The 23,912-nt window shown below is 68.4% G+C and carries 20 protein-coding genes, 1 tRNA gene and 1 riboswitch; of the genes, 4 read left to right on the forward strand and 17 right to left on the reverse strand.

What is annotated here, in order from left to right; genetic code table 11:
* Window positions 1–75: 75 nt before the first annotated feature.
* The 7 genes from AB3K92_RS27245 to pepN form a co-directional block, all read right to left on the reverse strand.
* Window positions 76–330, reverse strand: coding sequence for a GlsB/YeaQ/YmgE family stress response membrane protein (locus AB3K92_RS27245; RefSeq protein WP_027788093.1), 255 nt, complete (start codon window positions 328–330; stop codon window positions 76–78).
* Between the two features lie 262 nt (window positions 331–592).
* A complete protein-coding gene (locus AB3K92_RS27250) occupies window positions 593–805 on the reverse strand; it encodes a hypothetical protein (protein ID WP_021163939.1) in 213 nt (70 codons plus the stop codon).
* Window positions 802–2,535 (reverse strand): FAD-dependent oxidoreductase, encoded by a 1,734-nt coding sequence (locus AB3K92_RS27255; protein ID WP_219706757.1) that lies wholly within the window; start codon window positions 2,533–2,535, stop codon window positions 802–804. The genes AB3K92_RS27250 and AB3K92_RS27255 overlap by 4 nt, the downstream gene beginning before the upstream one ends.
* A 144-nt stretch (window positions 2,536–2,679) precedes the next feature.
* Window positions 2,680–3,489, reverse strand: a complete 810-nt coding sequence (locus tag AB3K92_RS27260) for a helix-turn-helix transcriptional regulator (protein ID WP_219706756.1) — start codon at window positions 3,487–3,489, stop codon at window positions 2,680–2,682.
* 170 nt (window positions 3,490–3,659) lie between these two features.
* Window positions 3,660–3,735 (reverse strand) — tRNA-Thr (locus tag AB3K92_RS27265).
* A gap of 205 nt (window positions 3,736–3,940) precedes the next feature.
* Window positions 3,941–4,954, reverse strand: a complete 1,014-nt coding sequence (locus AB3K92_RS27270; RefSeq protein WP_006485729.1) for a class 1 fructose-bisphosphatase — start codon at window positions 4,952–4,954, stop codon at window positions 3,941–3,943.
* A 269-nt stretch (window positions 4,955–5,223) separates the two neighbouring features.
* Complete coding sequence (gene pepN, locus AB3K92_RS27275) at window positions 5,224–7,917, reverse strand: aminopeptidase N (protein WP_059485245.1); 2,694 nt, start codon at window positions 7,915–7,917, stop codon at window positions 5,224–5,226.
* 187 nt (window positions 7,918–8,104) lie between these two features.
* On the opposite strand from pepN, the gene AB3K92_RS27280 reads away from it, so the two are divergent.
* On the forward strand, window positions 8,105–8,806 hold the full coding sequence (locus AB3K92_RS27280) for a DUF4136 domain-containing protein (protein WP_048024326.1): 702 nt from the start codon (window positions 8,105–8,107) through the stop codon (window positions 8,804–8,806).
* A 54-nt stretch (window positions 8,807–8,860) separates the two neighbouring features.
* On the opposite strand, the gene AB3K92_RS27285 is transcribed toward AB3K92_RS27280, so the two are convergent.
* The 8 genes from AB3K92_RS27285 to AB3K92_RS27320 all read right to left on the reverse strand — a co-directional run bounded on the left by AB3K92_RS27285 (window position 8,861) and on the right by AB3K92_RS27320 (window position 16,914).
* A complete protein-coding gene (locus tag AB3K92_RS27285; protein WP_021163944.1) occupies window positions 8,861–9,433 on the reverse strand; it encodes a TMEM165/GDT1 family protein in 573 nt (190 codons plus the stop codon).
* A gap of 78 nt (window positions 9,434–9,511) precedes the next feature.
* Window positions 9,512–9,649: riboswitch (yybP-ykoY riboswitch) on the reverse strand.
* Between the two features lie 164 nt (window positions 9,650–9,813).
* Complete coding sequence (gene guaD / locus AB3K92_RS27290) at window positions 9,814–11,130, reverse strand: guanine deaminase (RefSeq protein WP_059485243.1); 1,317 nt, start codon at window positions 11,128–11,130, stop codon at window positions 9,814–9,816.
* Window positions 11,127–11,483, reverse strand: a complete 357-nt coding sequence (locus tag AB3K92_RS27295) for a hypothetical protein (RefSeq protein WP_081052653.1) — start codon at window positions 11,481–11,483, stop codon at window positions 11,127–11,129. The genes guaD and AB3K92_RS27295 overlap by 4 nt, the downstream gene beginning before the upstream one ends.
* A gap of 27 nt (window positions 11,484–11,510) precedes the next feature.
* Entirely contained in the window at window positions 11,511–12,536 is a 1,026-nt protein-coding gene (locus AB3K92_RS27300) for an adenosine deaminase (RefSeq protein ID WP_021163946.1), read from the reverse strand.
* An 18-nt stretch (window positions 12,537–12,554) separates the two neighbouring features.
* Window positions 12,555–13,559 carry a xanthine dehydrogenase accessory protein XdhC gene (xdhC, locus tag AB3K92_RS27305; RefSeq protein ID WP_048024332.1) on the reverse strand — a complete coding sequence of 335 codons (1,005 nt, stop codon included), beginning with the start codon at window positions 13,557–13,559 and terminating at the stop codon, window positions 12,555–12,557.
* 638 nt (window positions 13,560–14,197) lie between these two features.
* A complete protein-coding gene (locus AB3K92_RS27310) occupies window positions 14,198–14,710 on the reverse strand; it encodes a disulfide bond formation protein B (protein WP_021164287.1) in 513 nt (170 codons plus the stop codon).
* 140 nt (window positions 14,711–14,850) lie between these two features.
* Complete coding sequence (locus AB3K92_RS27315) at window positions 14,851–16,227, reverse strand: amidase (protein WP_060221097.1); 1,377 nt, start codon at window positions 16,225–16,227, stop codon at window positions 14,851–14,853.
* 6 nt (window positions 16,228–16,233) lie between these two features.
* On the reverse strand, window positions 16,234–16,914 hold the full coding sequence (locus AB3K92_RS27320; protein WP_048024337.1) for a GntR family transcriptional regulator: 681 nt from the start codon (window positions 16,912–16,914) through the stop codon (window positions 16,234–16,236).
* 279 nt (window positions 16,915–17,193) lie between these two features.
* Here AB3K92_RS27320 and AB3K92_RS27325 point away from each other — a divergent pair, with 279 nt between their 5' ends.
* Together AB3K92_RS27325 and AB3K92_RS27330 are read left to right on the forward strand one after the other, a co-directional pair.
* Window positions 17,194–18,384: a gamma-glutamyl-gamma-aminobutyrate hydrolase family protein gene (locus tag AB3K92_RS27325; RefSeq protein ID WP_021157482.1), complete on the forward strand. Its 1,191-nt coding sequence runs from the start codon at window positions 17,194–17,196 to the stop codon at window positions 18,382–18,384.
* 115 nt (window positions 18,385–18,499) lie between these two features.
* Window positions 18,500–19,192: a DUF2968 domain-containing protein gene (locus AB3K92_RS27330; RefSeq protein ID WP_060229371.1), complete on the forward strand. Its 693-nt coding sequence runs from the start codon at window positions 18,500–18,502 to the stop codon at window positions 19,190–19,192.
* Window positions 19,193–19,270: 78 nt separating this feature from the next.
* Here AB3K92_RS27330 and AB3K92_RS27335 read toward each other — a convergent pair whose 3' ends face one another.
* Window positions 19,271–20,209: a hypothetical protein gene (locus AB3K92_RS27335; protein ID WP_219706752.1), complete on the reverse strand. Its 939-nt coding sequence runs from the start codon at window positions 20,207–20,209 to the stop codon at window positions 19,271–19,273.
* A gap of 358 nt (window positions 20,210–20,567) precedes the next feature.
* Between AB3K92_RS27335 and AB3K92_RS27340 the strand changes: the two genes are divergently transcribed.
* Entirely contained in the window at window positions 20,568–21,863 is a 1,296-nt protein-coding gene (locus AB3K92_RS27340; protein WP_042973445.1) for an MFS transporter, read from the forward strand.
* A 91-nt stretch (window positions 21,864–21,954) separates the two neighbouring features.
* Here the strand turns inward: AB3K92_RS27340 and AB3K92_RS27345 are convergent, their stop codons facing one another.
* A complete protein-coding gene (locus tag AB3K92_RS27345) occupies window positions 21,955–23,865 on the reverse strand; it encodes a tetratricopeptide repeat protein (protein ID WP_369466199.1) in 1,911 nt (636 codons plus the stop codon).
* Between the last annotated feature and the right edge of the window lie 47 nt (window positions 23,866–23,912).

The raw sequence follows: 23,912 nt of genomic DNA on the forward strand, positions 1-23,912 counted from the left end.
GCCAGTGGCGCGCGGCGAACGGGCCGCGCGCCGGCCTGATGCGAAAACGCGCCCGAAGGCGCGTGGAGAGAAGCGTCAGGCCGCTCGCTTGAATAGCCGGATCACGAACAGCAGGATCACCGCACCGACGACCGCGACGATCACCGATCCGATGAAACCGCTGCCGATGCTGATGCCGAGCAGCCCGGCGAGCCAGCCGCCGATCACTGCGCCGACGATCCCGACGATGATGTCGACGATCAGCCCGAAGCCGCCGCCCTTGACGAGCAAGCCGGCAAGCCAGCCGGCGATCGCGCCGATGATGAGCCACATAATCAAGCCATGAGTCATGGTGATCCTCTCCTTGTGTTGTGTCGAATGACCGGACGTCGGCTGTGTCGCCGCAAGCTGAATGAAGGCGGCATTGCGACCCGCCGCGCCGCCCACGCAATGTAACGCGATAGACGGGTCGGAATCGTTAAGTAATGTTATGCACCCTTAACGGGATTTTCCAGGGAATTCGTCTGCATACGGCGAGGCTGGCGCACGGGCGATGCGCGGCGAAATGAATCTGTAAGAAATGGCCGCCGGTGAAACCGGTCGGCCGTGAGCGTCACCGTCCGGGCGTCGGAGCCTGCATGTTCGCGGCGGGCAAGCCGTCGCTTGCGTCGGCAATCAGCCGTGCGACGGTCGCGGTGTCGCCGATCGCCTCGATCGACAGCAGTGCGAAGCGGGCGAGAAAGAGCGACGCATCGGCTTCGCCGATCCGCGTCATCGTGCGGCACAGGTCGGTGTAGAGGGTGTCGCGTTCGGTATCCGTCATCATGTGGTCTCCTGAGGATCGGTCGATGCGCAAGGATGGAGTGCGCGTTCGAGTGCGGCGGCCACGTCGCCGGCGCGCGCATCGTGCCAGCGGCCGAGTACGTGACCGTCCGGACGCACGAGATAGACGGTGCCGTCGCGCGCGCCGTACATGTCGAACAGCCGGCCGTCGACGTCATGGCCGCCGCAGGCCGGTTGCCGTGGTGCCGCATGCCGCGCGAGCGTGACGAGCGCGAACGGCATCCGCGCAGCCTGCAGGCGGCGTTCGAGATCGGCCAGCGTCGCATCGGGCACGCCGTCCGCGGTGAAGCAGAACGCGGTGAAGCGCGGAGCGACGAGGTCGGTCAGATGGCCGCGGCGCACGTCGCTGCCGTGTGCCGTGTACAGCATCAGCGGGCATTCGGCGAGCACCGTGCCGGGCGCGGGGCCGGCCGAAAACGTGTCGCGTTCGGCCGCGTTGAGCGGCGACGTCGCATACGCGATGGCCGTCGTCTGGCGCGGATTGATCAGCGAACGCAGTGCGGGATGGCGGACCGCGAGCGACAGCACGGCCTTGCGCATCAGTTCGAACGCGAATGACGGCGGCGCCATGAACTCGGTGCTCTTGGTGCCGTAGCGGAGGTTCTCGTGCGTCGCGAACACGCGTTCGTCCGAGTAGCTGTCGAGCAACGTGTCCGATGCGAGCCCGCGCGTCACGTACGCGAGTTTCCATGCCAGGTTGTCGGCATCGTCGATGCCCGAGTTCGCGCCGCGCACGCCGAAGATCGGCACGAGGTGCGCGGCGTCGCCGCAGAACAGCACGCGCCCGTGCCGATAGCGTTCGAGTGTCAGTGCGTTCGCCTTGTAGATCGTGATCCAGATCGGCGACCAGTCGCCGCGCTCGCCCATCATGTCGAGCAGGTTCTGCACGCGCGGGATCACGTTCTCCGGTTTTACGGCGGCTTCGGCATCCTCATCGTCGCGCAACTGGTAGTCGATCCGCCACACGTTGTCGGGCTGCTTGTGAACGAGCACCGTCGAGCCCGGATTCGACGACGGGTCGAAGTACGCCAGTCGTTCGGTCGGCCGGTCGCTGTCGAGCGCGATGTCGACGATCACGTAGCGGCCCTCGTAGCTCGTGCCCCGGAGCGACAGGCCGAGCGCGTCGCGCATCGTGCTGCGCCCGCCGTCGCACGCGACGACCCGGTCGGCGTCGAGTGCGTAGCCGCCGGGCGGCGTGTCGACGTCGAGGCGCACGCCGTCCGGTTGCGGGGTCACGCCGGTGACTCTCGTCTGCCAGCGGATCTCGATGAGTTCGCGGCGGCGCAGCGCGGCGTCGAGCAGGAACTGCTCGATGTGATACTGCGCGAGATTCACCATCGGTGGCAGCTTCTGGTTTTCGTCCTGCGGCATCGTGAAATGCAGCACTTCGTCGCGACGGTAGAAGCTGCGCCCGCCGGTCCACGGCAGCCCCTTGCGCAGGAAGTCGTCGAGCGCGCCGAGCCGCTCGATGATCTCGAGGCTGCGTCGCGAGATGCAGATGGCGCGGCTGCCGTGGCAGACTGCGTCGTCGGCCTCGATCAGCACGCTGCGGATGCCGTGGTTCGCGAGGCCGAGCGCGACGGCCAGGCCGACGGGGCCGCCGCCGACGATCGCAACGCGATGCCGGTGCGTATCGATACCGTCGTCGCAGGCCGGCAGATGCGCGGGATGGCGCTCGGCGACGAACGGGTAGGGCTTGAAGTCGATATCCATCGTTGGCTTCCAGGGGAGTCCGGTTTGACGTGCGTGCATCGACGCAAAGATGCGCGCAACAGGTCGGGACAGTATGGAAGCCGGTCGTGCGTCGGTTGTCCCCAATTCGGGTACAGCGAGGGGCTCAACGCAGGCCGCGACGTTTCACGGCTGCATGCACAGCGCAAACAGCTCGCGCTGGCTCGAGATGCCGAGGCGCCGGTATGCGCGCTTCTGGTAGGTGACGACGCTCGATGCCTTCACGCCGATCGTCTCGCCGATCTCGTGCGCGGTCTGGCCGTCGAGTACGCCACGCAGCACGTCGAGCTCGCGCTTGGACAAATCGGGGCATGCATGGCGCAGTCGCGCGAGCATCCGTTGCGGGATACCGATCTGCGCCGCACCGGCGAGCGCGTAGTGATGCCTTGCGGCCTGCGCGATCAGTGGCGCAAGCGCTTCGATTGCGGCGATCTCGCGCGGCTGGAATGTGCCGCTGCGATGCGCACGGTACAGGTTGATCGACAGCCACGTTGCATCGCCGGGCTGCATCAGCAGCGCCAGCCGGTCGGATACGTCGGGGCCGCGGTAGCACGCGGCACGATACGCTTCGTGATCGATCTCGTCGCCGGCCTGCTGGTGCAGCAGCAGATCGTGGCGGCGTGTACCGAGATGGGCTGTCGACACGATCTGCTGGTTGCCGTCGAGTGCGTAGAAATGTCGTGCGTAGGTGTCGGCGAGGTCGCGCAGGTAGCGGCCTCCGCGATGATCGGCGACCGACATCGTGCGCGGGCGATTGCCGAACTCGTACGCGAAGATCGTGCACTGCGTGATGGACAGCGCGTCGTCGAACAGCGTCAGGATTTCGGCCGCGAATGCGTTCGGCTCGTTGCCGCCGATCGCGGCGACGAGGCGCGTCGTGCGGGACACGTCCAGCTGCGCGGCGAGATTCGCTCGCTCGATACGCCAGGTGCGCATGAAGAAGGGGGCGAGGGTGGAGTGTCCGGCGATTGTAGTCGTCGGCGCGTGATACGGGAGTCCGGGGATGCCCGCAAGCGGACTGGGTGAGGCGAGACGGCGGGCGCACGATTTCGGCGCCGGAAAAGAGAAAAGGTCTGACAAGCGATGCTTGTCAGACCTTTATGTCTTGGTGCCGGAGATAGGAGTCGAACCTACGACCTTCGCATTACGAATGCGCTGCTCTACCAACTGAGCTACACCGGCAGCAGAGAAATGAAATTATATGGTGATTTCCGGGATCTTGGCAATAGGTTTTGCGAAATTTTTTCAGCTTGCTGCCGCTGCTTCGCGAAACCATCGATCCGGCGGACTTCCCGCTTTCACTTCACTGTGATGCGGCCGGTCAGGGCCACATCAAGAGGCGCGATTGTACTTGCGCATCGCACCTCCGTCTAGTGCTGCAGTGCAATTATTTTGCTTCGTCGTGATAGCCGGTCACGCGCTCGACTTCGTTCTTCGAGCCAAGGAACACGGGCACGCGCTGGTGCAGGCCGGTCGGCTGGACTTCCATGATGCGCTGCGTGCCCGTCGTCGCGGCGCCGCCCGCTTGTTCGACGATGAACGACATCGGGTTCGCTTCGTACATCAGGCGCAGCTTGCCCGGACGATCGGGCGTGCGCTTGTCGGCCGGGTACATGAAGATGCCGCCGCGGTTCAGGATCCGGTGCACGTCGGCGACCATCGAGGCGATCCAGCGCATGTTGAAGTTGTCGCCGCGCGGGCCGTCCTTGCCGGCGTTCAGTTCGTCGACGTAGCGCTTGACCGGGTCGTACCAGTGGCGCGCGTTCGATGCGTTGATCGCGTATTCGCGCGTGTCGGCCGGGATCTGCATGTTGCTCTGCGTGAGCACCCACGAGCCGACTTCGCGGTCGAGCGTGAAGCAGTTCACGCCGTTGCCGGTCGTCAGCACGAACACCGTCTGCGGGCCGTACACGGCGTAGCCGGCCGCGACCTGCTGCGTGCCCGGCTGCAGGAACGATTCCTCGGTTGCCTGCTTGCCGTCCGGGCAGCGCAGCACCGAGAAGATCGTGCCGATCGACACGTTCACGTCGATGTTCGACGAACCGTCGAGCGGGTCGAACACGAGCAGGTATTCGCCGCGCGGGTAGTTCGCCGGGATCGGGAAGAAGGTTTCCATTTCTTCCGATGCCATCGCGGCGAGGTTGCCGCCCCATTCGTTCGCGTCGAGCAGGATCTCGTTCGACAGGATGTCGAGCTTCTTCTGCACTTCGCCCTGGACGTTCTCGCTGCCGGCGGTGCCGAGCGCCTCGCCGAGCGCGCCCTTCGACACGTTGTAGCTGATCGCCTTGCACGCGCGTGCGACGACTTCGATCAGCAGGCGCAGGTCGGCGGGGAGGTTGTTGGTCTCACGTTGCTGTTCGATCAGGAACTTCGACAGCGTGGTGCGGCGGGCAATGGACATGACAGACTCCAGAAGGCCAAAGAATCCTTGAATGGCCGCAATTTTACCCGTCGCGCCTCCCGTGCCGCCCGCTTTTTTCGTCCGGTTACATGGCCGGGCGGCCGAGCCGGGCCGGTTTCCGGCGGCGAAGACGCACGGGGCGCGCCATCAGCGGGCGTGGTCGGACCCCGCGACTGCGTCCGGGGCCGGCAGTATTCGCGCAATAAAAAAGCCGGTGCCGCCACTGGCGGCACCGGCCGTTTCGCGCGTGAGCGATGCGGAGGATTGCGTTACGCGAGCGCCTTCTCGACGATCTCGCGCACGTCGCGCGATTTCGCGCCGGCGGCGACCTGCTCGAGCGCTTCACGCATCCGGTCGCGCAACGCGGGCGTGAAGCGGCGCCACAGTTCGAGCGAGCGGGCGAGGCGCGCCGCGACCTGCGGGTTGATCGCGTCGAGCGCGAGCACCTGTTCGGCCCAGAATGCATAACCCGAGCCGTCCGCCGCGTGGAATTGCGCCGGGTTGGCCGCGCAGAAGCTGAAGATCAGCGAGCGTGCGCGATTCGGATTCTTCAGGTTGAACGCGGGGTGCGCGAGCAGCTTGCGAACCTTCGCGAGCGTCGGCTGCGCGGGCGTACCGCGTTGCGCGGCCTGCATCGCGAACCATTTGTCGATCACGAGCGCTTCCTTCTCGAAGCGGCGGTAGAAATCGTCGAGCGCGTGCTCGGCCGGTTCGTTCGCGCCGGCGGCCGCGGCGGACAGCAGCGCGCCGAGTGCGGCCGCGCGATCGGTCATGTTGTTCGCCGCGTCGTATTGCGCGGTCGCGAGGCGCACGGCATCGGCCGGATCCTCGAGTTCGGCGAGATACGCGAGCGCGAGATTCTTCAGCGCGCGGCGGCCGGAAGCCTCGGGCGTCGGTTCGTAGGCGCCGGGCGTCTGGTGCTGCTCGTATGCGGCGAGCCAGTCGGCGCGCAGTGCGGTGGCGAGCTGGCGGCGCACGAACTGGCGCGCGCGATGCACGGCGGCCGGATCGGCTTCCGCCATCTGGTCGGCGAGGTAGGTTTCCGACGGCAGCGTCAGCGCGAGTTCGCGGAACGCAGGCGACAGCGTCGCGTCGGTCAGCACGCGGCGGAAGGCGGCCACGAAGTTCTCGCCGAGCGTGAGCGGCTCGTTCGCGGCGGCACGCGCGGCGAGCGTCAGCAGCGCGCGCGTCGCGAGGCGCTGGCCGGCTTCCCAGCGGTTGAACGGATCGCTGTCGTGCGCGAGCAGGAACGCGAGGTCGTCGTCGCTGTAGTCGTACTCGACGATCACCGGCGACGAGAAGTTGCGCAGCAGCGACGGCAGCGGTTGTTCCGGCACGTCGACGAACGTGAAGGTCTGTTCGGTGTCGGTGAAGTCGAGCACGCGCGTCGTGCCCGCCGCGGCGGCTTCGCCGTCGAGGCGCAGCGGCAGGTCGCGGCCGTCGCGGCCGATCAGGCCGATCGCGAACGGGATCAGCAGCGGCCCTTGCTGCGTTTCGCGCGCGGCCGGCGACGCGTCGCCGTAGCCCTGCGCGAGCGTGACGGTATAACGGCGCGCGGCCGCGTCGTACGCGGTGCGCACCGACACGCGCGGCGTGCCGGCCTGGCTGTACCAGCGCTCGAACTGCGCGAGGTCACGCCCGTTCGCGTCGGCCATCGCGTGGCGGAAGTCGTCGCAGGTCACGGCGTGCCCGTCGTGGCGCTTGAAATACAGGTCCATCCCCTTGCGGAAGCCGTCGCGGCCGAACAGCGTCTGGTACATCCGCACGACTTCCGAGCCTTTCTCGTAGACGGTCATCGTGTAGAAGTTGTTGATCTCGACGTAGCTCTCCGGGCGCACCGGGTGCGCCATCGGGCCGGCATCCTCGGCGAACTGCAGCTGGCGCAGCACCCGCACGTCCTCGATGCGCTTGACCGCGCGGGCAGCCGATTCGACGGCGTCGCCCGCGGCCATGTCGGCCGAGAATTCCTGGTCGCGGAACACCGTCAGCCCTTCCTTCAGGCTCAGCTGGAACCAGTCGCGGCAGGTCACGCGGTTGCCGGTCCAGTTGTGGAAGTACTCGTGGCCGACCACCGACTCGATGTTCGCGAAGTCGGTGTCGGTCGCGGTCTCGGGGTTCGCCAGCACGTACTTCGTGTTGAAGATGTTGAGCCCCTTGTTTTCCATCGCGCCCATGTTGAAGTCGCCGACCGCAACTATCATGAAGCGGTCGAGATCGAGCTCGAGGCCGAAGCGCTTCTCGTCCCAGCGGATCGAATGGATCAGCGAATCCATCGCGTGACGTGTCTTGTCGAGATCGGCCGGCTCGACCCACACCTGCAGCAGCTTTTCCTTGCCCGAGCCGGTCGTGATCTTCTCCTCGATCGCGACGAGCTTGCCGGCGACCAGTGCGAACAGGTAGCTCGGCTTGCGGAACGGGTCTTCCCACTTCGCGAAGTGGCGGCCGTCGGGCAGGTCGCCGGAATCGACGAGGTTGCCGTTCGACAGCAGCACCGGGTAGGCGGCCTTGTCGGCGCGCAGCGTCACCGTGTACGACGCCATGACGTCCGGGCGGTCGAGGAAGTAGGTGATGCGGCGAAAGCCTTCGGCTTCGCACTGCGTGAAGAAGTTGCCGCTCGACACGTAGAGACCCGACAGCGTCGTGTTCTGGTCGGGTGCGCATGCGCTTTCGAGCGTCAGCTCGAACGCATCGGGCACGTTCTCGACCGTCAGCCCGTGCTCGTGCGCGCGCACGGCGCCATGCGGCGCGCCGTCCAGCCATGCGCCGACGAATTCGAGCGCTTCGCCCATCAGCTCCAGGTGCGGCGCGGGCGCGGCGTCCGGATTGCGGCGCACGCGCATCGTATTCCTGACGATCGTGCGGGCCGGCGCGAGATCGAATTCGAGCGCGACGGAATCGATGAGGAAGGCCGGCGGCGTGTAGTCGGCGCGGCGGATCACGGTGGAGGAGGCGTTGTCGGACATGGTCGTCGAGATCGGTGGAGTGGGGGGCGGGCCCGTCACGCGGGCCGGGCGAACCGGGCCATTGTACAAAGGCTTGCGGCTGCGTGCCGGGCGAACTTTTTACCGGTTCCGGGAGTCCGCGTATTATCGGCATCCCGTTACGGTTCGCGCGGTGCGACGAACGGGTGACGGATCGACGAGGATCAACATGAAACGCGAATGGATTCAACGCGGTGCGGGCTGGGCGGCGGTGCTGTGCGTGGCGCTGCTGACCGGCTGCACCAGCTACGTGACGACCCAGGTCACGGCCTTCTCCGACTGGAGCGGCAGCGACGCGACACGCACCTATGCGTTCACCCGTACTGACGCGCAGAAGAACAGCATCGAGCAGTCGACTTACGAGCCGATCGTCGCGAACGAGCTGTCCACCTATGCGTTCCGGCAGGTGCCGCAGGCGCAGGCACGGTATCTCGTCGGGCTGACCTATGCGGTCGGCAGCGATCTCGTGACCGTGCCGCAGCCCGTCTATTACGATCCGTGGTTCGTCGGGCCGGGGCCGTACTGGCGGCGCGGGCCGTGGGGCCCGTGGGGGCCCTGGGGGCCGATGCCGGCCGGTTATGTCGCGCAGACGTATCAGGTGTTCGACTACACGCTCGGCATCCGCATCACCGAGCGCGCGACGGGCAAGGAGGTCTACAACGTGTCCGCGCGCACGACCGGCGACAACGGCACGCTGCTGTATGCGATGCCGTTCCTCGCACGCAGCGCGCTCGCCGATTTCCCGCTGTCGAACGGCGCGGTCCGCTCGGTCCGGCTGCCGGTCGACAAGCGCGGCGGCCCGGCGGCACCGGCCGCCAACGAGCGCGCGGTGCCGGCGGCGCCCGCTTCGGGCGCAGCCGCCGCCAAGTAACGCGGCATCAGCCTAGGCGCGGCCGTCCGGCCGCGCCTGCCATTTTCTTCCCCGTCAGACCCCGACGCCCAGCAGCGCCAGCGCACCGAGCACGACGAACAGCACGGCCGCGATGCCGTGCACCAGCTTGGTCGGGAGGCGGTGCGCGAAACGGTCGCCGAGCAGGATCGCGGGCACGTTCGCGAGCATCATCCCGAACGTCGTGCCGGCCACGACACCGATGTAGTCCTGGAAGCGCGCGGCCAGCGCGACGGTCGCGATCTGCGTCTTGTCGCCCATTTCCGCGAGGAAGAACGCGACGAGGGTCGCGCCGAACACGCCGAGCCGCGAACGGTTGGCATTGGCCTCGTCGGCGTCGAGCTTGTCCGGCACGAGGATCCACAACCCCATCGCGATGAACGAGAACGCGAGCGCCCAGCGCATGATCGACGGCGTGACCAATGCGCCAAGCCATTCGCCGAGCGCGCCGGCGAAACCGTGGTTCACGAGCGTCGCGACGAGCACGCCGAGAATGATCGGCACCGGCTTGCGATAGCGTGCGGCCAGGACGAGGGAAAGCAATTGGGTCTTGTCGCCGATTTCAGCGAGGGCGACGGCGCCGGTGGAGATCAGGAAGGCTTGGGACACGTATGGGGTTCCACGGGCCGGTGTTGTGCGTGCGAGCGACGATCCACGGCGCGCCGGGCCCTGATGCGGCGCACTGTGAACCATCGGTCTCGCCAGGCCTAGGTGGCTGCGCCCGCCATGGCCGCAAGGCCAAGTCTGTTGACGGACGCCTCCGTCACGATGCGCGCCGGGGGCGCGGGACATCGAGCGGAGCGGCTACTCCCCAATGAGCGGCGAATTCTAGCACGGCGTGTCGCGTGCGGGAAAGCGGTCGAGCGGCGCGGTGCCTGGCGCTCGGCAAGCGCCGGCTGTACGGCAGACGGGCAGACGGGCAGACGGGCAGACGGGCAGGCAGACGCGGCGGCGAACGCCCGCGCCTGCCGGGCCCCCCCGGAACGCCGTTACGCGGCGGGGCGGCGCGCCGCCCCGCGCTCGTGGACGAGTTCGCCGGCCGCATAGGTGCGGTACACCGCGCGGTCGTCGCCGAGCAGCGCGAACGCGAACAGCAGTTCCTCGAGCGAATCCGCGCGCTTCGTGCGGCGCGCGAGCAGCGGCGTGGCCTGCGGATCGAGCACGACGAAGTCGGCCTCGGTGCTCGGCTTGAGCGTGCCGACCGTGTCGGCGAGGTCGAGCGCCTGCGCGGCGCCGGCCGTCGCGAGCCAGAACATCCGGGTCGCGGTCAGGTGGTGGCCCGACAGCCGCGCGACCTTGTGCGCTTCGTTCATCGTCTGCAGCATCGAGAACGAGGTGCCGCCGCCGACGTCGGTCGCGAGCGTGACGGGCACGTCGTATTCACCGGCCTTGTCGAAATCGAACAGCCCGCTGCCGAGGAAGAAGTTCGACGTCGGGCAGTGCGCGACGACGGTGCGCGTCTCGGCCATCCGGCGGCGGTCCTCGTCGTCGAGGTGGATGCAGTGGCCGTACACCGCGCGCGGGCGCAGCAGCCCGTAGCGGTCGTAGATGTCGAGATAGCTGCGATGGCCGGGGAACAGCTCGGCCACCCATTTCACCTCGTCGACGTTCTCCGCGACGTGGCTCTGTACGAACACGTCCGGATGGCGGCGCGCGAGTTCGCCGCACGCCTCGAGCTGCGCTTCGGTCGACGTCGGCGCGAAACGCGGCGTGAGCGCGTACATCTGGCGGCCCTTGCCGTGCCAGCGGCCGATCAGCTCGGCACTGTCGTCGTAACCGGATTGCGCGGTATCGCGCAGGAATTCGGGGCAGTTGCGATCCATCAGCACCTTGCCCGCGATCATCCGCAGGTCGCGTGCGTCGCTCGCCGCGAACAGCGCGTCGGCCGACTGCTTGTGCACCGTGCAGTAGACGAGCGCGCTCGTCGTGCCGCAGGCGAGCAGTTCGTCGACGAAGAAGTCGGCCACCTCGCGCGCATGCTCGGGATCGCCGAACTGGCGCTCGGTCGGGAACGTGTACTTGTCCAGCCACGGCAGCAGGCCCGGTGCCGGCGACGCGATCATGTCCGTCTGCGGATAGTGGATGTGCGTGTCGATGAAGCCGGGCACGATCAGCTTGTCGCGCAGGTCATGGACGATCGCGTCGCGCGCGAGCGTCGCGGCGAGCTGCGCGTACGGGCCGGCCGCGACGACTTTGCCGTCGTCGACGATCAGGAGGCCGTCGGTCTCGTAGTTCGCGGCCTGGCTCGATTGCGCCGGGTCGCCGTTGAAAGTCAGCAGCTGGGAACGGAAAGCGGTTTGCGTCATGACGAATGGTCCTGCATCAAGGTAAGGCGAACAGAAGAAAGCGATCGACGCCGGAGGGCGGCGGGACGGCGCTTCGCGAGCGGTAGCGGCACGCTGTATGCGGCACGACCGGAGGCGGTTGCGCGGGCGAACGTGGCGGCCGAAGCCGCCGGCGAGTGGTTGCCGGCGGGCCTCGCAGCCGCTGCGTTCGCGACCGGTGCGGCGGCGAACGCAGCGGCGACCGCAGCGGCAAACCGCGACGGCAAGCACGGGCGGGCGACGAATGGCGCGCGCGCTGCCCGGGCACGCACGCGACCGTTCCGGCGCGACGCCGGGCCGGTGGTTGCGAAGCGGATGCCGTTGCCGTGTTTCATCTGTCTGGCGTTCCTCGATGCGGGCCGTCAGGCGGCCTGCCAGTACGCGTCGAGGCGCGCGTACAGTGCGTCGCGCTGCGCCGGTTCGATGAACGATGCCTCGAAGCCGTTGCGGATCACCGCATGGACTTCGGCATCCGTGAGTTGCAGCCCTTCGGCCGTCGCGAAGTAGTTTTCATTGACGTAGCCGCCGAAATAGGCCGGATCGTCGGAGTTGATCGTCACCGCGACGCCGCGATCGAGCAGCGCCTTCAGCGTGTGTTTCGCCATGTCGTCGAACACGCACAGCTTGAGGTTCGACAGCGGGCAGACGGTCAGTGCCGTGCGCGTCCTGGCGAGACGCTCGACCAGGGCCGCGTCCTCGATGCTGCGCACGCCGTGGTCGATCCGGTCGACCTTCAGCACGTCGAGCGCCTCGTAGATGTATGCGGGCGGCCCTTCCTCGCCGGCATGGGCGACGAGCTTCAGTCCGAGCGCGCGTGCCTTGTCGAACACGCGCGCGAACTTCGTCGGCGGATGGCCGAGTTCGGACGAATCGAGGCCCACGCCGATCAGGCGATGACGATAGCGCTCGAACAGCGGCAGCGCGGATTCGAACGTCGCGAGCGCGTCCTCTTCGGACAGGTGGCGCAGGAAGCACAGAATCAGCTTGCTCGACAGCCCGCGCTGCTCGTAATCGGCGAGTGCGCGCTCGATGCCCGCGACTACCGTCTCGATCGGCACGCCGCGTTCGGTGTGCGTTTGCGGATCGAAGAACAGTTCGGTGTGGACGACGTTGTCAGCGAGCGCGCGTTCGCAGTACGCGGCCGTCATGTCGTAGAAATCCTGCTCGGTCAGCAGCACGCTCGCACCGGCGTAATAGATGTCGAGGAACGACTGCAGGTCGGTGAACGCGTAGGCGGCGCGCAACGCGTCGATCGAGTCGTATGCGAGTTTCACGCCGTTGCGCTGCGCGAGCGCGAAGATCAGCTCGGGCTCGAGCGAGCCTTCGATGTGGATGTGCAGCTCCGCTTTCGGCGCGCGGGCAATCTTGTCCTTGAATGTCGGGGTCATGGCGTCGTTCTTGGTCGGTCAGTAGGTAGGGGAAGCCTGCGCGGCCGCGTTCGCTTCGACGGCCTGCAGCAATTGCGCAGCCACCGAGATCGCGATCACTTCGGGTGCCTTGTCGATGATGCCTTCGACACCGATCGGGCAGCGCATCCGCGCGACCTGGGCCGGGTCGATGCCGATCGCCGCGAGGCGATGATCGAACTGCACGCGTTTGGCGTGCGAGCCGGTCATCCCGAAGTATGCATAGTCGCCGCGTCGCAGGATGCGCTCGGCCAGCACGAAATCGAGTGCGTGGTCGTGCGTCATCACGACGAAGTAGGACTGCGGCGGCGCCGTGTCGACGGCGTCGGCCGGGGCAGCGGCCGCCTCGATCGCGAGGTTGCCGATGCCGGCGAGCGCGTCGGCCGGCGGGAACACCGCGTCGGGCCCGTCGATCCAGCGCACGTGGCACGGCAGCGTCGCCAGTACCTTCACGAGCGCGGTGCCGATGTGCCCGGCGCCGAACAGCACGACGGGGAACGCATACGGCGCGATCGTTTCGGTCATCAGCGACACGCCGCCGGTTTCCCACAGCAGGCAGTCGGCACGCGCGGCTTCCGATTCGGGCTCGCTCAACAGCGGCGCGCCCGGCGAGGGGCCGAATGATACGCTACGCACGGTCGCGGCGCCGGCCGCGACACGCTTCGCGAGCGACATGATCCAGCCGAGATCGCCGACGTCGAGCCGCTCGAACGCGAGCACCACGGCGCCGCCGCAGCACTGGCCGAGGCTCGGGCCGAGCGCGAGCCGTTCGAGCCGGCGCGCGTGCGGCACGTGCGCGCCGTCCTTCAGCAGATGCCGCGCGATCTCGATCGCCTTCCATTCCAGATGACCGCCGCCGATCGTATGGCGGGCCGTGTCGCGCGTGACGAGCATCTTGGTGCCGGCTTCGCGCGGCGCGGAACCGTCGGTGTGCGCGACCGTCACGAGCACGGCCGCTTCGCCGTGCGCGAGCAGTTGCTGCAGATCGCCGAGCCAGGCTTCCATCAGCACACCCCGTGCGAAACGACGCGGCACGGCACGCGGCGCGGGCTGGCGAGCGTGGCGGCAACGATGACGGACGGGAGCGGGGCGGGCCGGCCGCACGGCGAATGCGGTGCGGCGGCGCGGGGACGGTGCGCGCGGACGGCACCGCCGGATGCGCGGACGCCATGAGGATGACGGATGCGGATGGTTTGCGTTGTCATGATGAATCCAGTCGACATTGCGGATCGGGCGCGCGTTACGCAGGGGTGGTGAGACCGCCTGGCCTCGCGCACGTAGATCGCCATCCAGTCCCGAAGATAGCACCGCACGGCGACGGGAACATCGCGGGGCGCTGATCCGGGCTATCAGGAGGCGATCATGTCGATCATAGGCCCGCCGCTCGGGATCCGGGCGCCGATGCGTGCGCATCGGGCCAAAACGCAGGCGTGGCGGGGCTGGGCGCGGAAGTCGCGCGATGCGCGTTCGCCCGGCTATCCGGGCGGCGGCGAAGTAGGTGTTTACGCGGGGCCGCCCAGGTACGGCCGGTCAGGGGCGACCGGCCGGGCCGGTTCGGCGGGTGCTCCGGTGCCGGGCTTGCCGGCCGGCGGCGTGCGGCCCGGGTGAGCGGGCCGCGCGCGGGCCGGTGCGAAACCGGCCGGTCAGGCCGCGAGCTTGCGGCGATGGCGCCAGAGGCTCGCGACGACGGCAACCAGGATCGCGGCGAAGCCGATCAGCGCCCAGCCGGGCAGCAGGATGCCGAGGATCGGCGGGTAGACGGTCTCGCACAGCCCGGCGACCTTGAACATGCCGGGGAACCACTGCGCGGGCGGCAGGCTGTCGACGATCGGCTGCAGCGTGTCGAAGCCGCAGCTGAAGCCCGGATTCATCTGGATCGACAGATGCCGGGCGGCCGTGCCGACGCCGCCGGCGGCGGCGATCGCGATCAGCAGCTCGAGCACCCAGATGACGCGCCAGTTGCGGATCCCGGCGGCCAGGAACGCGAAGATCCCGATCGCACAGAAGAAGTAGCGCTGGATGATGCACAGCGGGCAGGGATCTTCGTTCTTCACGTACTGCAGGTAGAGCGCACCGGCCAGCAGGGCGATGCACACCCAGCCGAGCAGCATCAGCAGGCGGCGTTCGCGGCGGATTGCGAGCGTGTAGTCGTTCATGTCGGCGGGGTTCCTCGTGGGGTCGGTCCGGAAAACAATCGCGCGATTTTAGCGCGAACGGTCTGGCACGAAACTGACAGCGCGCGTGCGGCAACCTGCCGCACCGCGCGTCCTGTCCGCCGGCGCTCGGCTGGCTGCGTTCAGCGGATCGTATTGAGCACGGCCTCGACGGCCTGGCCGATCGCGAGCAGCGCGTCGTCGCGATGCGGTGCGGCCGCGAGCATCAGGCCGACCGGCGCCGCGTCGCGCGGATGGCAGGGCAGCGACAGCGCGCACGCGTCGAGGAAGTTGAACGCGCTCGGGTTGCGCAGGATCAGCGCGTTGGTGCGCGTGAACGCGGCGTCGTCCGTTTCGAGGTCGGCGATGCGCGGCGGCACGACCGGCACCGTCGGCGCGACGAGCGCATCGAAGCGCGCCCAGACCGTGTGCGCGGCTTCGTCGAGCATCGCCGTGCGCGCGGCGAGCAGGTCGAGATAGTCGGCCGCGCTCGCGGGTTCGCCCTTCAGGATGCGCGTGAGCACGCGCGGATCGTACTGGTCGCGGTGCCGCGCGAGCAGCGGGCGATGCCATGCGTAGGCCTCGATCGGCGAGAAGCCGAAGCGGTTGACTTCCGGCAGCCGGTCGAGTGCCGGGAAGCGCACTTCCGTGACGATCGCGCCGGCGGCTTCGAGGTGCTTGAGCGCGGCGTCGAGCGCGGCCGCGACGTCGGCATCGACACCGTCCGTCACATAGTTCGTCAGCACGCCTAGCCGTACGCCCTCGAGCGGCCGGGCGGCCGGCACATGCGGTTCGAGTCCCGCGAGCATCCGGTCGACGAGCGCGCAGCAGGCGACCGTCAGGCCGATCGGGCCGAACGAGTCGAGCGTCGTCGACAGCGGTACGCCGCCTTGTGTCGGGATCCGGCTCGCGGTCGGCTTGAATCCCGTCAGCCCGCACAGTGCGGCCGGAATGCGGATCGAGCCGCCCGTGTCGGTGCCGAGCGCGACGGCGGCCATCCCGTCGGCGACGGACGCGGCCGCGCCGGACGACGAGCCGCCGGAAATCCGTGCGTCGCCCGGTACGTCTCGGTGGTACGGCGAGCGCGGGTGGCCAAAGTGCGGATTCAGCCCGAGCCCCGAGAACGCGAACTCGCTCATGTTGGTGCGGCCGACCAGCACCGCGCCCGCCCGCTTGAGCCGAGCGACGGCGACCGCATCGGTGCGCGCGGCCGGCGCGCCGTCGAGCACGCGCGAACCCGCGCGCGTCACCTGGCCCGCGACGTCGAACAGGTCCTTGACCGACACGGGAATGCCCGCGAGCGGCGACAGCACGGTGCCCGCGGCGCGCAGCCGGTCGTGCGCGTCGGCGGCCGCACGCGCGTTGTCGGCATCGACTTCAGTGAAGACGACCGCACCCTGGCCCGACGGATCGGCGATCCGGTCGAGCGCGGTGTCGACGAGCGCGCGGCTCGTGGTCCGGCCGGCGGCGAGGTCGGCGGCGAGCTGGGCGAGCGGGGGAAAGGGCGTGAAAGTGGTCATGGCGGCTCAGGGGCGAAGATGTTGAAGAAGCGTGGAGCGGAACGAGTCGATATGGTTTTCGACGGCCGCGCGTGCGCCGGCGGCATCGCGCGCGGACAGCCGGTCGAACAGTTCGCGATGTTCGTGCTGGACATCGGCGAGATGGTGGGGTTCGGACAGCGTGACGAACCAGAAGCGCAGCGACCGTTCGTGCAGCGCGCGCAGGATGTCGGCGAGAACCGCATTGCGCGCGGCCGCGGCGATCGCCTGGTGGAACGCGCGGTCGAGTTCCATCATGCCCTCGACGTCGTGCGTGTCGACGCACGCCTGTCCTTCGTCGAGCAGCGCGGCCAGGCGCGCCAGATCGTCGGGCGTCGCATGGCGCGCGGCGAGTTCCGCACAGTGCGCTTCGTTGATGCGCCGCACGTCGATCACCGCGACGATGTCGTCGAGCGACAGCGGCTGCACCATCAATCCCTTGCGCGGCATCACGGACAGCAGTCCTTCGAGCACGAGCCGATGCACGGCCTGGTGCACCGGCGTGCGGCCGATCCCGGTGCGGGCGACGAGGTCGGCTTCGTTGAGTGCGGCGCCGGGCTTCAGGCGCATCGTGATGATGTCGCGCTGGATCAGTGCGTACGCGCGGTCGGCGAGGCTGGCCACCGGTGCGGCGGGGCGGTCGCGGGTGACGTCGGTCAGGGCATTCATGCGGGGTGCGGCGCGGCGGCCGGCCGGGGCGCGATCATGGCGCGGGCGATCGGGAAGCGTGGACGATGCCTGGATATTATTGTGATATATCACTGGTGTCCAGTACCGGCGGCGGTGCACCGGCTTGCCGGTGCGAGGGACGGGGCGCTTGCCGGCGCAGTTTGCCGCCGACTTGCAACAATATCGACAGGATGTTGCAGGTTTGCCGCGCGATCGTGCGCTGAAGCATAATGAATCCTCGTTTATCCATACGCGTGAGCGACGTACCAGACCATCGTCATGAGCGAAAACACGCCTTCCCCGGCCGGTCTGCCCGGCACCTCCTCCGTTTCTTCCGATTCCCCCCGTACCGATCCGGCGAAAGCGCCCGATGCGCCGGCAGCCCAGGCCGCCGCCGCGCAGAACGTCGCCGCGGACGGCGCGTCGCCGGTCACGGCGGCGTCCGAGCCGGGCGCGCCCGGTGCAACGGGCGCCGCCGTCGATGGCGCTGCTGCCGCGCCGCCGAAGCATGGCGCGCCGCCGCCGGGGTTCGGCGCGCAGCCCGACTTCGACACACCGCGCCCGCCGCCGGCGAGCGCGCAGAATGCGCCGCCGGCCTACCTGAAACAGAGCGACACGCCGTGGTCGGTGTTTGGCCGGATCGTGGCCGCGCGCGCGCGCCGGTTGTTCGACCGCGCCGGCCAGCGCATCACGCAGCGCACGCTGCGCATCGGCGTGTCGGCGCGGATCTTCCATCCGGAACCGGGTGCGAAGGGGCTGCGGGGCAAGACGCTGCAGTATCTCGAGGAATCGATCGCGCACTGGGTGATGTCGCGCGACGTGCTCGTGTTCATGATTCCGACCGTCGGACACCAGGGCATGATTCACCCGAGCAACATCCGCCTGCGCGACTACGCGAAGCATCTCGACGGGCTGCTGCTGCAGGGCGGCGCCGACGTATCGCCGCAAACCTACGCCGCGTCCGACGCCCGCCCCGAATGGCCGGGCGATCGCGTGCGCGACATGTACGAACTCGAGCTGCTGCACGAGTTCGTCGAATCCGGCAAACCCGTCCTCGGCGTGTGCCGCGGCTGCCAGCTGATCAACGTCGCGTTCGGCGGCTCGCTGTACCAGGACATCGCCACCGACGTGCCGACCGCGAATGCTCACGTGAGCGAGCATTACGACCAGCATCGACACGCGATCCGCTTTCCCGATTCGTCGACGCTCGCGAGCATGTTTCCCGGGCGCAGCGAGGCGATCGTCAACTCGATTCACCATCAGGCGATCCGCGATCTCGGCCGCGATCTGAACATCGAGGCCGTGTCGGCGGGCGACGGGATCATCGAAGGCATCCGTCACAGGCGTTCGCCGTTCGTCGTCGGCGTGCAGTGGCACCCCGAGTTCCATCGCGCCGGCGGCTCGGAGCTGCTCGACTGCACGCCGCTGCTCGATGCATTCCTGCGCGCGGCGCGCGAAACCCGCCTGTAGCCAGCTACTTTTTTCGCGTCGTACGAAGGCCGGCCGCATCCCGATAAATTCGAGATGCGGCCGTTTCGTTTTGAACGATAATCGCGAGTTCCGATTCGTTCGCCGGAGTTCGACGTTGGTTTTCCGAAATTTTTCCCCTGCACGATGCGCAACGTGGATCGTTGCGCTGGCTGCCTGCATGCAAGCGGGCACGGCCTGGTCCGCCGACGCGACCGCGCCGGCCGCCGGTACGCGCCCGGCGGTCACGAGCCTGCGCGGCGACGCGGCGGCGTCCACCGCGGTGGCGACGGATGCATCCGCGCAAGGCAACGTCGCCGAGCTGACGCAGATGCTGCACGATGGCCGGATCGTCGAAATGCGCACGACGTACAACGGCAGCTACGGTGCGAGCCTGATGTTCGATCCGCGCGAGATGACGTACTACGTCGCGCTGTTCCAGGACAAGCACCTGTGGCGTGTGATCCGGTCGCAGGAGAAGAGCCGCGCGGAGATGGTGTACGCGAACTTCGTTCAGCAGACCGTACAACTCGCCGATATCGAGATCCGTCGTACCGAGCTTGAGGCGCAGAAAGCGTTTCTCGAGCGCGTGATCGCGCTGCAGGCAAACCGGGCGCAGCAGTTGCAGGCCGACCTGAGCGTTGCGCGTAGCCAGCAGGCCGAAGTCGCGCAACGGCAGCGTTCGGCGCAGGAGCAGGCACAGGCGCTGCAGGTCGAGAAGCGGGCCGCGCAGATGCAGTTGCGTGATCTGCAGGAGCAGGTGCGGCAACTCGAAAAGCAGACCGAGACGGGGCTGCCGGTACACAAGTAACGATTCGTCAGACGGACGGAGAGAGACGGGCAAAACCCGGCGAAGCTTGCTTCGCCGGGTTTTTTCATGGCGCGGCCGTCAGCGCGCGAACGCGTCCGGCGTATCGGTCAGGCGGCGGTGGGACAGTTGTGCCGTCCAGTCGAAACCGGCGGCGGGCGTGCGCGTTGCGTGGGCGGGTTGGGTAGCGCGCAGCGTGCTTGCCGTCGCGATCAGCGTGAGCGGATCGTCGAGCGTGTCGCGTGGTGCGGCGACTGCGGGCGACGCGGGGGCGAACTGATCATGTGCGCTTGGAGCGGCCGTGCTGCTCCGGACCGGTGGGCGCGAGGCCAGCCGAGACGGGGGCGCGGTCCGGGCCGGCGCCGCCGTCGTCGCGCCGCGTTTGTCGTTCGAACGGAGTGACGATGCCGTGGGCGGCACGTTGGTCGTTGCGTCGGGACGAAGCGATGCCGGACGAAGCGTGACGGGGGGCATGACCTGCGGCGCTTCGGCCGTTGTCGCGACAGGTGCGGCCATCGTGCGCTGCGGTGGCGCGCTCGTCGACGTATCCGGCTGCACCGTCGCAACCCGCACGGCGCCGGACGACGACGTAGCGTGATCCGGCAAGCTGCCGGCCGCGTGAATCGCGTATGTCGGCCCGAATCCCGCAGGCGGTTCATATGCGGCGATCAACCAGCCGATGATGCCGAGCGCGCCGATGCTCCAGCAGATCGCGTACCTCGCACGCCGGTCGTGAGAGCGGCGGATGCGCGTGCCGGTAACAGCAGCCGGCACGACCGGGGCGCCAGCCGAAACCGGCGTCGGTATCGCCACGGGCCGTGGCTGCCAGCGGCACGCGCTGTGCGGCCGGTCGACGTCGATGCAGGATGTCGTCAGCGTGGCGAGACAGTGCCTGCCGGGCCGCGCACCGGGGGCGCCGCGAAAGGTCCATTCGCGGCCGAACGACGGAACGATATCGAGCGGCGTGACGCGAGGGCGGGCGAGTGCGCCTTCGACGGGGACGAGGGGCGATGGGGTCATGAGGGCAGTACGCCGTGCGACACGGGCAACCGTGCCGGCCGCGGCGCGGAAATGTCGTCGCTAATCGTGACATTGTGGTCAGGCGGCGAGAGCAGGTCGATCAGATCAATCCGATTTTTGCTTCCGATTCGGGACGATTCGTACGAGAAGCGTGCCGCGACGGCAATGGCGACGGTCGCGGCGGCACAAGGCAAATGTCGGGTTGGCGTGGCATGATGCGCGAACCATGCCGGTGCGCGCGTCGTCGCGCGGTGCGCCGCCGGCGGGCAGCGATGCCCGTGCGCGCCGGCCCGGCGCCGCGTGCGTCGTCGGATCCATGCGGCGCGGATTCGCGCCATCCGAGCTGAGCGAGAAAAACATGTCCACAGCGTCACACGCCATCACGCAGGAATCGAAATTCCGCACCGTGTTCCGGGTCGTCAGCGGCAACTTCCTGGAAATGTACGACTTCATGGTCTACGGCTATTACGCGTCGGCCATCGCGAAAACCTACTTCCCGAGCGGCAACGCATTCGCGTCGCTGATGCTGTCGCTGTCGGTGTTCGGCGCGGGCTTCCTGATGCGGCCGGTCGGCGCGATCGTGCTCGGTGCGTACATCGACCACCACGGCCGGCGCAAGGGGCTGATCCTCACACTCGGGCTGATGGCGCTCGGCACGCTCACGGTGGCCGCGATACCCGGCTACGCGACGATCGGCGTGCTCGCGCCGGTGCTCGTGCTGCTCGGCCGGCTGCTGCAGGGCTTTTCGGCGGGCGTCGAACTCGGCGGTGTGTCGGTCTATCTGTCGGAGATCGCGACGAAGGGCCACAAGGGGTTCTATACGTCGTGGCAGTCGGGCAGCCAGCAGGTGGCCGTGGTGTTCGCCGCGCTCGTCGGCGTGCTGCTCAACCGCGCGCTGCCGGCCGAGGAGATGACCGCGTGGGGGTGGCGCATTCCGTTCCTGATCGGCTGCCTGATCGTGCCGTTCCTGTTCCTGATCCGGCGTTCGCTGAAGGAGACCGACGAGTTCCTCGCGAAGCGTCATCGTCCGACGATGGGCGAGATCATGCGTTCGATGCTCGACAACTGGGGCGTCGTGGTGGCGGGCATGGGGATGGTGATCATGACGACGGTGTCGTTCTACATGATCACCGCCTATACGCCGACGTTCGGCAAGGAAGTGCTGCACCTGTCGTCGCTCGACGCGCTCGTCGTGACCGTCTGCGTGGGGATTTCCAATCTCGTGTGGCTGCCGCTGTCCGGTGCGTTGTCCGACCGTATCGGTCGCCGCCCGGTGCTGATTGCGTTCACCGTGCTGACGCTGCTGTCGGCTTACCCGGCCGTGCTGTGGCTCGTCGGCGATCCGTCGTTCCTGCGGCTGCTCGCGGTCGAGCTGTGGCTGTCATTCCTGTATGCGTCTTATAACGGCGCAATGGTCGTCGCGCTGACCGAAGTGATGCCGGCCGACGTGCGCACGGCCGGTTTCTCGCTGGCATACAGCCTGGCGACGACGATCGGCGGCTTCACGCCCGCGATCTCGACGCTGCTGATTCATCAGACCGGCAACAAGGCCGCGCCGGGGCTGTGGCTGAGCGTTGCCGCGATTTGCGGGCTGATCGCGACACTCGTGCTGTATCGCACGCCCGAGGCTCGCAACCAGTACAAGGCGGCCTGACGGGCAAGCGCATGCCGCGCGGCGCCGGCCGCACGCGTTGCATTGAAAAAGGGAGCCCGGGTGAACGGCGCTCCCTTTTTTTCGTCCGCGCTCAGGCTTCGCGCAGCATGCCGGCGACTGCTGCCGCCACGTCGAGCCATTGCCCCGGTGCGGGCTGGCGGGCGAGCCTGGCCTGCGGATACCACGGGCAGTCGTCGCCGGTGAACCAGCGCCAGTCGGGCGCGAACGGCAGCATGACCCACAGCGGCTTGCCGAGCGCGCCGGCGAGGTGCGCGACCGCGGTATCGATCGTGACGACGCCGTCGAGCCGCCCGATCAGCGCGGCCGTGTCGGCAAAGTCGTTCAACCGGCCGTCGAGCCGATGCACGCGCGGATGCGCGTCGACGCGCGCGCGTTCGTCCTCGTCGAGTGCGGGTTGCAGCACGATCCAGTCGATATCCGGCAGCGCGAGCAGCGGTGCGAGCGCGTCGAACGGCATCGAGCGGTTTTCCTGCGCCTGCCGTCGCCCCGACCATGCAAGGCCGAACTTGCGCTTCGACTGCCCGCCGAGCGAGCCGCGAAAGCGCCGGCCGGCGCCGTCGGGGGCGTCGAGGTAGCGCGAGCCCGCGACGATGTCCTCCGCCTGAAGCCCGAGCAGGAACGGCAAGCTCATCAGCGTGCACGCGACATCGGCGGCAGGCGGTTTCGCGGTGCCCTGTGCGACGAGGGTCACGCGCCAGCGCGCTGCAGCCGGCGCCAGCAGCGTAACGAGTTCCGGCTGGACTTCGAGCACGACGCGCGCGCAGCGCGCGCGCGCGAGCGGCACGAAGCGGACGAACTGCAGCGTGTCGCCGAAGCCCTGTTCCGCGCGGATCAGCAGCGTGCGCGACGCAATCGGTTCGCCTTGCCAGCGCGGCAGCGTGCCGAGCGGCGTCGCGCCCGGCGTGTCGTGGCGCGCTTCATAGGCGGGCAGGCCGCGCGTGAAGTCGCCGAGCGTCAGCAGCGTGACCGCGCGGTGCAGCTTTGCCAGCGTGAGATCGGGGGCGACGCGCAGCGCCTGGTCGAACGCGCGCAGCGCCATCTCGTGCGCACCGAGCGCGTGATGTGCGTTGCCGAGGTTCAGCCAGGCCAGGCTGAACGACGGATCGAGACCGACCGCACGCTCGTAGAAGGGCAGTGCGTCGCGGTGGCGCGCCTGCGCGCTCAGTGCGTTCGCGAGCCCGAACAGCGCGAGCGGAAACGGCGGATGCAGCGCGAGCGCGGCTTCGAACGCGGCGGCGGCCTCGGCATGCCGGCCGACCGCGTCGAACGTGTTGCCGAGATTAAAGTGCGCGGCGACGAAGCGCGGCTGCGCGGCGATCGCGGCCTGGAAGTGCGCGATCGCGTCGTCGGCGCGGCCCATCGCGTTCAGCGCCATCGCGAGGTTGTTGTGCGCTCCCGCATGCCCCGGCAGCAACTCGAGCGCGCGGTGGAACGCGGCGAGCGCGTCGTCGTGGCGGCCCAGAGCGTTCAGCGCGTTGCCGAGATTGTTGTGGATCGATGCATCGTCGGGCGTGAGCCGCAGCGCGCGGCCGAATGCATCGATCGCATCGTCGTGGCGCTGCAGCGCCGCATACGCGTTGCCGAGGTTGTAGTGCGCGAGCGGAAATTCGGGCGCGAGCGTCAGCGCGTTGCGAAAGCGGTCGACCGCTTCGTCGAGCCGGCCGAGCGCCTTCAGCGCGTTGCCGAGATTGAGCTGCAGCGCGGCATCGTCCGGACGCAGCGCGACGGCGCGGCCGACGAGGTCGGCCGCCTCGGCGTGCTGGCCCTGCTGGTGCCGCAGCACGCCGAACAGATGCAGCGCGTCGGCGTTGGCGGGATTGGAGGCGAGCGCGTTGCGATAGCCGTGCTCGGCCTCGGCGAGGCGGCCCGCGCGGTGTGCGGCATACGCCCGGTCGAATGCGGTATCCATGACGCGAAAACTGACGGAAAGGGCGTATTTTCCCACACCGCGCGGCGGTGCCGCGCGTCGGCCGATCGGCATATGGCCCCGTCACGTGGAGCGGCGTAGACTTGCAGGATCGCGTGTCA

Source organism: Burkholderia sp. Bmkn7, assembly GCF_041103175.1.
GTDB lineage: Bacteria > Pseudomonadota > Gammaproteobacteria > Burkholderiales > Burkholderiaceae > Burkholderia > Burkholderia cepacia.